Raw genomic sequence first — 13,453 nt, forward strand, 5'->3', positions numbered from 1 at the left:
CGGGTTGCCGAAGTCGAACACGAGCGTCTCCCACGCCATCGCCACCGTCGTGAACGTGAAGGTCTCCGCGTTGATCTCGGGGACGCCGACCTCCTCGACCTTGAAGAGGACGCGGACGCCGGCCTCCGGCGACCACACGCGGACGCTCATCGTGAGGTTGCCCTCAGAGAACGGGATGGGCGGGGTGAAGCCGGAGTTCTCGGCGACGGTCGTGCCGGCGAAGCACTCCGCGGCCGCCGTGCGGTTCGACGCGACGACGGTGTTCTCGGCGTCCTCGGGGTCGGCGACGAGCTGCGACATGGTGCCGCCGAAGTCGGTGAGCTCGTAGTTGATCCCCTCCTCGAACGTCACCGGAAGGCTGATTTGAGCGTGCGATAGCGGGGCTATCAGCACGAGGAGGGCGCAGAGTAAAGCAGTTCTCATGGTCGCATCGAGTTTGTACGGGGCGGAAGTCAACCGCGCTGGATGCGCGGCCGAAGGGACATAACACCAACTCTGGCGGTCCCCGTTACACGCTCGGTGCAAAAGAGAGGCATCGCATCCTGGCTCGATGCCGGCGTTCTCCAGAGGAGAATCAGAGAGTGGCAACGGAAGGCCGAGGGCTCCCACAAATCGCCTCGACTCAAGGGGTTGCCATTTCTATGAAAAGGTTTTCATAAAGTATGAAATCGCTTCCCCCCACGCAAACACGGTGTTCTCTTCCCCCCGCGCCCGACCGGCTTCCCCCGCGCCCGACCGGGGGCCGGCCCCTCGACCGCGCGCTACTCGACGGGGTGAAAGCGGACGGCGAGGCCGCCACCGGGCGCGAGCGCGACGCGGAGCCGCCCCCCGGCCTTCACCTCCCGCGTCTCGATCTCGTACGCCACCGGGTTCGTCTCCCAATCCGCGTCGGCGGCGTCGCGGTAGACCTCGGCGGTGTACGTCCGTCCCGGCTCCAGAAAGTCGAGCACGACGTCCACGGTGCGAGCCGAGGCGTCGGTCTTGGCCCCGAGGTACCAGTCGTCGGAGTGGCGGTCTTTCCGGGCGATCGTGACGAAGTCGCCGATCGCGGCTTCGAGCACGCGGGTGTCGGCCCAATCGACGGGGACGTCTTTGATGAACTGGAAGGCGTCGAGGTGCGGCTCGTAGTTCTCCGGGAGGTCGGCCGCCATCTGGAGCGGGCTGTAGAGCACGACGTAGAGCGCGAGTTGGCCGGCGAGCGTCGTCGGGACATTGTTTGCGCCTTCGTCTTCGGCGGCGAGGTCGAAGATGCCGGGCGTGAAGTCCATTGGGCCGGCGAGCAGCCGCGTGAAGACGAGTGTCGGGATGTGGTCGGGGCCGTTGCCGCCGCCCCACGACGAGTTGAACTCCTGCCCGCGCGCGCCCTCGCGCGTCAGCAGGTTGGGGTACGTCCGGCGGAGCCCGGTGTCTTTGATCGGCTCGTGGATGTTGAGGGCGATGCGGTGCCGCGCGGCGGCTTCGACGGAGCGCTGATAGTGGCCGACCATGTACTGCCCGGTGTTCCACTCGCGCGCCGTCTCGCCCCCAGCGACGCCCGGCCCGTCGACGCGGGGGAAGTGCATGCCCCAGTCCACGTACCCGGTCTTGATGGCCTTTACGCCGCGGCGGTTCATGAGCGCGAACGCCTCGTCCATCTGCGCCTCGTAGTTCGGGATGCCGCCGCCCGTCTCGTGGTGGCCGATGAGCCGCGTCCCGCGCTCTTGGGCATAGGTCGCGAGCGCCTCGAAGTCGTAGTCCGGGTACGGCTCGGTGAACGAGAAGTCGGAGCCGTTGCCCGCCCAGTTCCCGTCCCACCCCCGGTTCCAGCCCTCGACGAGCACGCCGTCGAACCCGTGCTCGGCCGCGAAGTCGATGTAGCGCTTCGTGTGCTCGGTCGTGGCGCCGTGGTCGGGGCCGCTGTTCCACGACCATGTCCCGAGGTGCATCGCCCACCAGATGCCGATGTACTTGCCGGGCTCGACCCACGACACGTCGCCGAGCGCGTTCGGCTCGTTAAGGTTGAGCCCGACGTAGTTCGTGACAAGGTCGCCGGCAGTATCGCCGATGAGGATCGTCCGCCACGGCGAGCGTGCGGGGGCTGTGGCGTAGACGCGAACGCCCGTCGACCACGGGGCGAGGTCGGCCTGGAGTGCCGTCGGGCCGATGCGGCGGAGCGCCATCGCGGCGTAGTCGACGAGCGCGGCCTCGTGGAGCGCGACGAACGGGCCGTCGGGGAAGGCGAGCGTGAGCGGCGTGTGGAGCACGTAGCCCGCGCCCGAGAGCGCGGACTGCTCGTAGAGGTATTCGTAGCGGTTCCACTCGTACGCCCGAATCCACCACGCCTGCGGGTCGGCCGCGAAGCGGAACTCGGTCAGCTCGTCGCGGATCTCGAACGCGCCGAGGCCGGGCTGCTCGGGCCACTCGTACCGGAACCCGACGCCGTCGTCGAACACGCGGACGACGACGTCCATCCGCCGCTCGGCCCCGACGGTTTCCTGCAATGCGAGCCGGAGTTCACGGTGGTGATCGCGGATGGTCTCGACCTCGCCCCACGGCTGCGTCCACGTCTCGTCGTGCTCGGTCGTCGTCGCCTCCGCGATCCGCATTCCGACGCCGAGCGTGTCGCCGCCGCCGATGACGACGCCGAGCCGCGACGGGAGGACGAGCACGTGGCCGTCGCGCTCGACGCGGTAGCTCGGCACGCCGCGCGCGTCGAGCGCGACGGCCACGTCGATCCGGCCATCGGGGGACGAGACGGTCGCGGCGTCGGGCACGGTCGGAGCGGGTTGCGCGATGGCGGGAAGGGCAGACGCGAGGAGGAGCGCGAGCAGGGAGAGGCGCATTGGCAGGGACGGGATTCGGATCAGTCGGCGATGGGTGTGGGAATAATATCCGACAGATCCGCCGAGCCTGAGCCCCGATGGAAGCGAGAAAACTCCGCCCTTACGTCCTGCAGTGGGGACGACCTGAAGCGGTCGTCCCCGTGCACGCCGATCGCCACGGCGCAGCCCTTACGTAACCCGCTCGACGACGACGGGGCCCTTCGCCCGCATCACGCACGCGAGGCGGCACTTACCGGGCTCGTTGCCCGCGGGCAGCCCGCAGATGGCGTCGAGTGTGTCCGCCTCCTCGTCGCCCACGTCGCTCAGGAACTCGCCGCCGGATACGATGCGCACGGCATCGCTCCCGCAGATCCCGACGTGACACTCCGCCTGCATGTCGATCCCGTTCGCTTCGGCGGCGTCGCAGAGCGTCTGCCCCGGCTGCAACGTGACGGTTTTACCCAAGCCCTGGAACGTCACAGCGGGTTCCCCCGCGGGAGCGGCAGCTGGAGCAGGAGCCGCCGGAGCAGAGGGTGCCGCGGCCGGCGACTCGGCCGGCGACGCGGCCGGTGCACGGTACGGCGCGGGGGACGGGGTAGGCGCTTCGGCGGGCGGAGCCGAAGCGGGGTACGGCGATACGCGGAACGTGGTGCTGCTCTCTTTGACCTCCTCCTGCAGCCTCATCCTGAACATCTGCTGGCCGGCCCGGAACGAGTCCTCGTCGCCGAGTTCGACGGGGTTCCGCACCCGGAGATAGGTCCCGTTGAGGCTGTTGAGGTCCTTTGCGAGCAGCGTCCCCTCTTTGAGCGTGAGCGAGAGGTGGCGGCGCGAGAGCACCATGTCGCGCTCGTCGAGGGTGATGTCGGGGGCCTGACGGCCCAACACGACGGTGCCCTCCGAGAGCGCGTGGCGCTGGATGGGCTGCCCCGCCTGGTCGTACTGGACGAAGCCGAACTCCCCACCCTGCGCGTGGAACAGCAGGAACCGCTGGCCGAGGCGCAACAGATCGCCCGACTCGATCGGGTACGACTTGCCGGGGCGCAGGATCAGAAACGTGCCCGTCTCGCTGCCATCGTCGCGCAGGAAATAGCCGTCGTGGCTGTGGAGGACGGAGGCGTGGCTCGGGGAGAGCGTGCTGTCTTCGGGGAATGAGATCGTGCACTCGTGCCGGCCGATCGTGGTGACGCCGTGAGCGCGGAGGGCGAACTCGTCCTCCTCGATTCCGCCCGCCGTCACACGCACGAGGTGGGCCTCGACGGCGCGGTCCGGCGCGATGCTCTCTTGGGGGGGACCCTCTGCATAGGCGGTGCCCCCCAGCACCATCGTCATCTCCCCGCGATCCACGGGCTCGCGGGCAGGCATCGGGGGGACCGGCGTGTCGCTCGCTGCAGGGGTCGCGTTTTCCTCCTGCGCGGGCATCGTCTGCACGGGCGCGTCCTCCGCAAACTCGAGGTTGACCTCGATGACGTCGCGGCCTTCGAGCTTCTGCTTGATGACCTCGGCCACGAACACGCCGTCGCGCAGGGCCGACTTGATGTTGCCCCGGTGCTTGATGTCGCGGAAGCCGGACGGGTCCGCATTGAAGTCGTCGGTTTCGAGGTACGCCTGGCTCAGCAGGTCGCCGATGAGGTAGACGTTGGGCTGCTGCGTTTCGAGGAGCGGCGTGACGGCCATCCGCTTCTTCGCGTCCGGCCCGCCCGTCACCATGTAGACCCCGAGCGAGTTCAGCAGCGCCTCCGGGATGTCCTCGCCGATGCAGGCGACGCAGTGGTTCTTGCTGAACTCGAGGTGAACCGTCTCACTGGGCCGGCCCGTCGGCGTTTTGCGGTCCACGCGGATGGAGAGGCGCTCCTCCTTCTCCGGCGTCGTCACGATCGCGACGGGCTCGCTGCCGGGGCAGTAGCGGATGTTACCGTTGCCGAGGTAGGCGTTGAAGAACGCATCGGCGAGGGCACGCGATACCTTCGGCAGCTTGTCACCGCGGTACGACCAGTAGACGGCACACTCGTCGCCCGCCTCGGCCTTGGCTTCGGAGAGGGCGATGACGGCCTCGGCCGCCGAGGTCCCGCCGCCGACGACGAGGACGGGGTGGCCGAGGTACTGCGTCGCGTCCTCGAGCTTGTAAGCGATGCCGTCAGTCGAGCCGGGGATGTCGAAGCGGCGGGGCACGCCGCGCCCGATCGCGAGGACGACGTGGCGGGCCTTGAACGGCTGGTCGGTCTTCGTGCGATGGTTCCACGTGTTAACTTGCCACACGCCATCGGGCTGGCGCTCCAAGCCGGTGAGCTCGACGCCGCTCTGGGCGGGCACGTTGAACGTCTTGTAAAACCCCTTCCACTCGACGCACATGTCGTCTTTGTCGATGGGCGAGAAGTGCAGCTTCTTGACGAGCTCGCCGCCCTCGGGGAACTGCATCTTGTCGCCGCCGCCGAAGTGCGGGAGGATCTGCTTGTCTTTGGCGTAGTCGCGGATGCGCTTCATCAGGTCATCGTAGTCGATGACGAGGGCGCTGAGGCCGAGCTCGTGCGCGCGGAACGCCGCCGCGGTGCCCGCCGGCCCACCGCCTACGATGAGCACGTCTAGCACGTCCGGGAGCCCGGAGAGGCCGTCGGGGGATTTTCGGTCGTCTACTTGCATCTTACCATCGGCTTAGCCTTCGGATTACGTCGTCGCACCGTTCGTTTCTCGGTGGCCCAGCGTCCTGCGGAGTCCTGCGCCCTGCGGCCCGCCTCGTGCGCCGTCGGCGAGCGTAGGGTCAGGCCCGCCTCAGCGTCGCTTCGATCTCCACGCCGAAGCGGATCACCGCGCCGGGCGGCACGTCGACCGGCGTGACCACGCGCTCCCCATTGAGGAAGGTGTGGTTCCGGCTCCCCATGTCCTGGAGCGTGACCTTGCCACCGCGCACCGTCACTGCCGCGTGCTGCCGCGAAACGGAGGTGTCGTCGAGGACGACGGCGCAGTTCGCGGCCCGGCCCACCACGTTCTCCCCTTCCATCAGGGGATGCGTCTCGCCACGCCCGCCCTTCGTGACCTGCAGCGAGTAGCGGATGGGCGTAGCCGCCGGGGCCGCTCCGCCACCGACGCCGGGGATGTTCGGCGTCGGCGTGTACGCCGGGCCGATGTGCGTGTGCTGCGCCCCCTCTTCCGGTGCGGTGGGCAGCGGGCCGGAGCCGAATGCCTGCGTGCGGATCGTCAGGTCGTTTTTGGACTCGTCGTCGCCAATCTGCGGCGTAGGCGTGAACGCCGGCGAGAACTGGGTCCGGGTCCCGCTGTCCGCCTCGTTCTGAGCTGCTGGCGGCGGAGTTACCGGCGGCGCGGCGGGGGGCGGCACCGGAGTCACGAAGCCCGCCGGCTGCGTGTGCTCGGCCTCACGCGCCGCGACTTTCTTCGGCGCCGCTGCCTTCGCGCTCTCGTGGTAGATGAAGTCGATCTGATCGGCGAGGGTGACCACGTGGAGCCGGCCGAGCTTGACAGGCTCGGTGACGGGCATCCCGTCGAGCTTCGTCCCGTTGCGGCTCTGGAGGTCTTCGAGGAAGTAGCCCTTCCGCTCGGCGTCGAAATAGATCCGCGCATGGCGACCTGAGACCACGTCGGCGGGCAGCCGGATCGCCTCCTCTCCCCGCCCGATGACGGCCTCGTTCCCGATCTCGAACGAGGACCCGGCGAACTCACCCGTCTGGCAGAAGAAATGCGCTGGCATGATTCAGGTCGGGATGGGGATGGATGTCGAGCGGGCGCGCGGGGCCGAGCCCTATTCGAGGTACTGCAGGAGGTTGGAGTGCTGCGACTTGTCCGGGTGGAAATCGTGGCACGTGACGCACGTGTTCGACGCCTTGCCGTCGTCGTGGCACGTCTGACATTTTGCGATAGACGGGAGGTTCTGGATGCCCGCGTTGTCCTCCGCCCACTCGGCCGGCGTGTTCGTGGCCGCGCTCTCCCGGATCGGGATCGCGGTGTGGCAGTCGAGGCAGCGCGTGTGGATGATGTGGGCGCCGTGGTCGAACTCGGCCCGGATAAGGTTGCCCTGATCCGCCTGCACGCGGACGATCGTGGCGTCCTCGACGTAGTGGCACTTCTGACACGCCTGCGTCAGCTGATCCACGACGCGCTGGTAAGCTCGGATGTCGGCGTCTGTAAGCGAGGTGTCGCGCTCGGCCGGGGAGACGAGGAACTTCGTCTCGTCGAGCGGAGCGTAGGGGTCGCGGAGCCGGCGGCGGACCACCTTGAGAAGGCCTTCGATCTCAGCGAGTTCCTGCTGCACCTCGCGCTCCGGTGAGGCGCGGAGTTCATCGGCGTAGGTGTCGAGCGTGGCGATGGCTTCTTCGTAGAGCGTGCGCACCTCGCGCGGGTCCACGTCGCCCGACGCCCGCAGCAGGTCGGCGAGGCCGTTCCGCGAGGGGTAGATGATCTGGCGCACACGGCGGAGGTTCTCCAGCACCCACGGGTCGCGGTGATAAACCGGCGTCTTGCGGACGGTCGCGCCCCGGCTCTGGAATTCGTTGGGGTTGGTGTAGTACGTCCAGAGCGAGCCCGGCCGCTGCTGTGCGCGGAGCGTCTCCAGCGTCAGCACACCCGGCCCCTCCGCTGAGGCCGTAGCGATCCACGGCGTCGCATCGCTCGTGGTGAGGTGGCACGTATCGCAGTGGTCCTCGAACGAGATCGGCTGAAAGCCTGTGCCGTCGGGCGTGGCGTTGTGGCAGTAAAGGCACGTCTGCTCGAGGTCGCCGAGGTTCTCCCGGTCGCGGACCTGGTTGACGTGGAGGGTGTGGGGGAATTTGAGGTTGCCGTCGTCGAGGAGGCTGTCCGCCGCGAAGTCGAACTCGGGGTGCTCGGTGTTGAACGAGTCGAAGGCGTGGCACTGGAGGCAGTTGTCGTCCGCGACGGCCGTGATCGGGTTGTCGCGGCCGACGTGCTCGGTGTGGCAGCCGAAGCAGGCGGGCTCGTTGGGGTCGGCGACGACGCGCGTAAAGTCGTCGGAGCGGTAGAGGTAGTGCGAGGCGAAGGTGTGGACGCCAACCTCGTCGCCGAACTTCTCGTGGCACGTCGAGCACTTCTCGCTCGTGACGTCCTGGAACGGCGTGTGGCACGTCGAGCAGTCGCCGCCGAAGGCCGCGTGATTGGACGAGAGCGGGCCGTTCGAGACGAGTTGCCCCTGCTGCACCGTGGCGTTGAACGCGAAGAGGCCGAGCACGAGGAGCGCTCCGATCCCGCCCACGAAGAACATCATGTTCCGCGACGTGGGATAGATGTACTCCTTCGCTACCGGCAGCTTGAGCCAGCTAAAGAAGCCTTTGGTACGGAATCGGTCGAACTGCATCAGTAGTACAGGACGGCGAAGATGTGGAACCCGAGCAGGGCGAGGGCGATGACGGACACGGGCACGTGGAGGTAGAGCCACCCGCGCAGCGCACGCTGTAAGGTAAAGTGGGCGTCGATATCCATTTTGGCGGCGTACAACTCCTCCAGTTCATCCAACTTGATCCGCTCCTCGGCCGGCTGCATCTCGCGGAGCGAGGCGAAGAGCTTCGCCTTCCCCCCCATCCCGCTCGGGATGCCGAGGAAGTAGATCGGGCGGAACTGCGGCGCGGCGAGGGCCGGGGCGATCTGCTTCCGGTAGAAGTCTTGCACAGCGAAGTCGGCCGATTCCGCCACGGCGTCGCCCCGCTTCTGGAGGTCGGCGACGAGTTCGGGGATCCGGTCGTAGTTCACCTCGGTCCGCACCCCGCCGGCGAGGAGCGTGGGGATCCACTTCTGCAGCACGATCCCGAAGAGCCCACTGCCAACGACCCAGAGACTCAGCGCCCAGAGCCACCACGTCAGCACCCCGTGCGGCACTTGGAATCCGACGTGCATCAGCATGAGCAAGAGGAAGAGCGTGCCGCCGTAGACGTGGAACTGGAGGTAGTACCACGCCCGGCCGAGCGCGCGGACCTTCATCGTCCGCCGCTTGACCCCGTAGAAGAACACGCCGACGAAGAGCACCGCCGCAGCGATCCCGTAGCCGAGCCCCCACGTGCTGCCCGGATGAACCCGACCAAACACGACGTTGAGCACGAACACGACGAGGCACACCGCCACGGCGATCCCGAACCCCAGGAACCACTGCGGCGACTGGATCCACTTGTTCGCCCAGCGCGACGCGCCGGGGCGCTTCTTCTGGTAGATCGCCGTTTTTTGTACCGCTGTCTTCATCGTTGCGCGTGATCTACGGCTTGAAGCTGCTGGAAGTCCTCGATGGAGTTGATGCGGAAGGCGCAGGCGTGGGGGCAGTTGTTCACGCACGCCGGACCCGCATCGGACTCGTAGCAGAGGTCGCACTTGCTCGCCACGCGCCGGTCCCGCCCGCGCAGGAACTCCGGCAGGGCGGTGTCGGGCCAGACCTCTTCGGTGTCGTGCATCACGATCGCGTCGTAGGGGCACTTGTTGGCGCAGTTGCCACACCCGATGCAGATGTTGTCGTCCACCGCGACGACCTCGCCCACGTTCGTGCGCCGGATCGCGCCCGTCGGGCAGCCGATCAGGCAGACCGGGTCTTCGCAGTGGTAGCAGGACCGGGCGATGAGGAAATTGTCGTAGCGGTCGCCTTCGCGGACGAAACGGGGCCGGCCGTCGTGCGTGCTGGCGCAGCCCCGCACGCAATCGTCGCACCGCGTGCACACGTCGAGGTCGATGACGAGGATGCTGTTGCCCTGCACGAGCCCTTTGGCGAGCGAGAACTCGATCAGGTCGGGCTGCTCGGGATTCTGCTTGGTGTAGCCGGTCTCCTTGATCCGATTGATGGCGGCCGCCCAGAGGTGCTGCCGGACGGCAGGATCGTCCCGGAGGATGCTTTCGAAGTCGGCGCGCGGGATGCGGACGAGTTCGGTAAAGCCCACCGACGTCACCGTCGTCTGCCACCCGTCGAGGCCGTCGATGAGGAGTTCGACCTCGCCCAGCGTCATCCCTTTGCGGAGGTACGTGACGGCCACTTCGCCGTCCCCCACCTTCTGCGAGACGCGCAGGAAGCCGGAGCGCACGAGGTAGAACGCATCGACCGCCGCGCCCTCCTCGGTCACCACGTCGCCGGGCGAGCACGAGATCAGCTCCACGCGGTTCGCCAGTTGCTCGACGAACCGGTCGTCGGTGCCTCGGAAGAGCGGCGTGGTCTTGAGTTGCTGCGAGAGCGTTCGCTCCCGGTACAGCTTGTCGACCCACTCCTTGAAATCGCTGGAGCGGAGCTTGAGCTTCTGCAGGGCGGGCAGCCGGATCTGGACGAGCGTGCAGTCCGTCGCGGTCCGCGCCGTCACCGACTGCGGCCACCCGTTGAGCGCCCCGATCTCGCCGAAGATGTCGCCGCGTCCGAGTTGGTGCTCCTCCCCGTGCGCGAGGTCGAAGTCCATCGAGGCGAGGTAGGTGATGTTCGCCCCGTCGCCCTTCTTCTTGCCTTTCGCCTCCTTCTTCTCTTTCGGCGGTTGGTAGGGCTGGACGAAGGCGGTCTGCGCCGCCCCATCGCCCTGCGAGGGCTCACTCGCCACGGCCTCCACCAGCTTCGTATCGAAGATGGGCTGCGAAGCGGAAGTGGCGTGCTTGTCGAGGAAGAGGCTTACTGTACCCTCGACGATGTAGAACGCCACGTCAAGATAGCTGCCTTCCTCGAAGAGGATCGCCCCCTTCTCCCACTTAGCGATCGAGATGTCCGGCGAGAGCTGGTCGAGGAGTTGGTCGTCGTACGGCTTGAAGAGGTCGAACCGCTTGAGCTCGCTCGCGGAGGGTTTCGAGGAGAGGTGGAGGAGCCCGGCGTTCGCGCCGTACGCTGACCACCGGTCCTCGTACAAGCGCTGTTGCTGGAGGACGGTCGCCGAAGAGTCCGCTGCGTCTACACTCATATTACTGGCCCTGGCCTAGTCTTCGGTGAAGCGATTCGAGCCGTCGTTTGATGAGCAGCAGGATGTCCTCGGTCGAGGTGGTGTCGCTGACGGCCGTGCCCGACGAGGTCGCCACGCCCGACCCACCGGCCGGCGGCGGCTCGAAGCCCTGGACGGGGCGGGGACGAGGCGGCTGCGGCCGGCTCACGCTGCTCCCCGACGACGAGGATGCCGAGCCACTCGATGCCCTGCGTGGCCGCGACGACGTGGTGGTGACCGGCGGGAGGTCGGCCCGCGCGACGGTCGGGACCGGCCGCGACCCGATGGCAGAGGCGTAAGCGGAGTTGAGCGCACTCGCGCTCAAGGTGGGCCCTTCCCAGTGCTTGATCGCGTCGTTGCGGCTGGCGAGTTGGAACGAGCTGCCGTCGGAGTGGCCAGCGGAGAGCAGCCGCTCGTCGGTGATGTGGTGGCAGCGGGCGCAGTTGTTCGCACGGGCCGCCGCCTGTTCGAGCTGGACCATGCCCTTTGAAGCGGAGCCGGCGTACTTATCGCGCGGGTGCGAGCTGAGGTACTCGCTCGCGGGTCCGTGGCAGCTCTGGCAGCTCACGCCGTCGAACACCTCTTCAGACTCCTGGCCCGTCTCGACGCTGCCGTGGCAGCTCATACATAGCTGATTGCCCTGCTTCATCTGCGACGTGCTCAGCCCGTAGTTCTGCGCGATCTGCACCGCGCGCGGGCTGGCGTTGAGAAGCGGCTCGGCCGACGCGCTGTGCTTGTCGCCCCGGTGCCAGCTGAGTTGGCCCCCGTGGCACCCGCAGTTCTGCAGCGGCGCCAGCGTGGACTGGCGGAATGTGGGGAACCACGACGGCTGCTGCCGCCTCTCCCCCACCACGCTTGCCACGACCACGTTCGCCGGGGGCGGCGCCGGCTGCCGTGTCGGCCGCACCTCCGGAGTTCCGGCTACGGGCTCGTCAGCCGCCTCGGCATCAGGCGTCGGCGCAGGAGGCGTGGGGCGCTCGTCGGCCGGTGGCGGAGGCGGCGGGTCGATGACCTCCACGTCCGGAACCGGGCGCGAGCTGATCGCCGCCGTGTATGCGTCGTTGAGACTGGCGGTGCTGATCGTCGGCTCGGCCCAGTGCTGGATTCGACCGTTGCGCTCGCCGAGGCGGAACGACGCGCCGGTCGAGTGGCCGGCGGCGAGGAGCCGCTCGTCGGTGATGTGGTGGCAGCGGGCGCAGTTGGTGGCGCGGACGCTGGCGTCTTCGAGCCGGACCATGCCGTGCTCGGCGCCCTGCTCGTAGCCGCCCGACTGGTGCTGGAACTGGTACTCGCCGGCCGGGCCGTGGCAGTTCTGGCAGTCCACGCCCGCGTCCACCTCGAACGCCTCATCACCGGTGACGATCGTGCCGTGGCAGTTCATGCAGAGCTGGTTGCCCTGTTTCATCTGCGTCGGGCTCAGCCCGTAGGCACTCGCGATCTGTACGGCCCGCACGCTCTCGGTCAGGAGCGGGTCAGCCGCCTGGCTGTGCTTGTCATTGGCGTGCCACGCAAGCTTGTCGATCCCACTCACCGTGTCACCCGACCCGTGGCAGCTACAGCCGCCGGGAGCGACCGTGGCTTCGTTCAGCGTGGGGAACCACGCCGGACGCGTCCGGCGCTCGTAGTCGTTGCCTTCGACCTCGGCCACCACCACCTCGGCTTCGGCCTCGGCCGGGGCCGCCCGCTCGCCTCGGACGAGCGGATCGAGGGCGGCGAAAGCACTGCCGTCGTGCTCGCGGACGAACGCCTGTCCCTGCTCGCTGATGCGGTCGGCGGCGGCGAGGAGCGCGCGCTCGTTGTTCGGGACGATGCGAAGGTCCTTGCCAATGCTGACGATCTGCGCGATCTCCGGGATCGAAACGACGCGGAGGATCTCGTCGAGGTCGCGGCGGGCCTTCTTCACGAGGCTCTCCATCCCCTTCGCGTAGTTGCCCTCGGTCGTCGCCTGCGCCGCGCCGCGGATGCTGTACTCGTAGCTCAGCGCCTTCCCGACGACGTACATCAGCCGCTTCCGCTCGGGCGAGATCGGGCGGTTCGCCTCACTCCCCCCCCATTGCGCCGCGACGAAGTTGTGCCGGATCAGGTCGACGCGCGCGATCAGGTCGAAGTCGGCCCGCCCGACGAGGTGGCCGCCCGTGTTGACCAGCTTCTCCTCGGGGACCGTGTGGCACTCGAAGCAGTTGGCCGTCACGGCGTAGAGGTTCGACGAGGGCCGGAGCATCCCATTCGTGATGGCCTGGTTGACCCGCATCGCCTTGTGCTCCTCGGACTCGGTCTCGCGTGTCGCTCCGCCATAATCCTGGTGGATGTTGACCCAGTCGCGCGCGGCTCCATGGCAGGACTCGCACGAGACGCCGGCGACGGCCTGCACCTTGTCGCGCTTGATGTTCGCCGTGTAGTGGCACTTCAGGCAGAGGCTCTCGCGCTTGGACTGGCTGAGATCCATGTTGTCGAGGATCGCCTGAGCCCGGTCCGTGCGATGGAGGTTGTCGAAGCCCGTCGCGTGCTTCGTCTCCCGCCACGTCTCGAACTCGAGGTTGTGACACTCCCCGCACGGGATGCGCGGGTCCTTGTCGTCGATGACGATCTTCTCCGGGTCGATCCGGAGGTACGGCGAATCCGAGAGGTTCGTCTCGTCCTGAAAGAAGGCCGTGATCGGCAGGACGAGCCCTAAGCCGAGGAGGCTGCCCAGGAACAGGAGCGGCCAGGATTGCACGTAGGATGGGGAGTACCAGGGTCTCAAACGATCTCCGCAGTACGGTGCTTGAG

At 67.7% G+C, this 13,453-nt stretch carries 8 protein-coding genes; all 8 read right to left on the reverse strand.

All coding sequences use genetic code 11. From position 1 onward, the window contains the following. Nucleotides 1–423 (reverse strand): hypothetical protein (locus tag ABJF88_17575; GenBank protein MEP0548750.1); only part of this gene is annotated, 423 nt, incomplete at its 3' end. A 338-nt stretch (nt 424–761) separates the two neighbouring features. Further along, nucleotides 762–2,822 carry a glycoside hydrolase family 97 protein gene (locus ABJF88_17580; protein MEP0548751.1) on the reverse strand — a complete coding sequence of 687 codons (2,061 nt, stop codon included), beginning with the start codon at nt 2,820–2,822 and terminating at the stop codon, nt 762–764. A gap of 168 nt (nt 2,823–2,990) precedes the next feature. After that, on the reverse strand, nt 2,991–5,438 hold the full coding sequence (locus ABJF88_17585) for an FHA domain-containing protein (protein MEP0548752.1): 2,448 nt from the start codon (nt 5,436–5,438) through the stop codon (nt 2,991–2,993). A gap of 118 nt (nt 5,439–5,556) precedes the next feature. Further along, nucleotides 5,557–6,501 (reverse strand): FHA domain-containing protein, encoded by a 945-nt coding sequence (locus tag ABJF88_17590; GenBank protein ID MEP0548753.1) that lies wholly within the window; start codon nt 6,499–6,501, stop codon nt 5,557–5,559. Between the two features lie 51 nt (nt 6,502–6,552). After that, nucleotides 6,553–8,118 (reverse strand): cytochrome c3 family protein, encoded by a 1,566-nt coding sequence (locus ABJF88_17595; GenBank protein ID MEP0548754.1) that lies wholly within the window; start codon nt 8,116–8,118, stop codon nt 6,553–6,555. Further along, a complete protein-coding gene (locus ABJF88_17600; protein MEP0548755.1) occupies nt 8,118–8,993 on the reverse strand; it encodes a hypothetical protein in 876 nt (291 codons plus the stop codon). The genes ABJF88_17595 and ABJF88_17600 overlap by 1 nt, the downstream gene beginning before the upstream one ends. Beyond that, nucleotides 8,990–10,666: a cyclic nucleotide-binding domain-containing protein gene (locus ABJF88_17605; GenBank protein MEP0548756.1), complete on the reverse strand. Its 1,677-nt coding sequence runs from the start codon at nt 10,664–10,666 to the stop codon at nt 8,990–8,992. Before ABJF88_17605 ends, ABJF88_17600 begins: the two co-directional genes overlap by 4 nt. A 1-nt stretch (nt 10,667) precedes the next feature. Further along, on the reverse strand, nt 10,668–13,400 hold the full coding sequence (locus ABJF88_17610; GenBank protein ID MEP0548757.1) for a multiheme c-type cytochrome: 2,733 nt from the start codon (nt 13,398–13,400) through the stop codon (nt 10,668–10,670). Nucleotides 13,401–13,453: the final 53 nt, after the last annotated feature.

The sequence above is a fragment of the Rhodothermales bacterium genome (genome assembly GCA_039944855.1).
Classification (GTDB): Bacteria; Bacteroidota; Rhodothermia; order Rhodothermales; family JANQRZ01; genus JBBSMX01.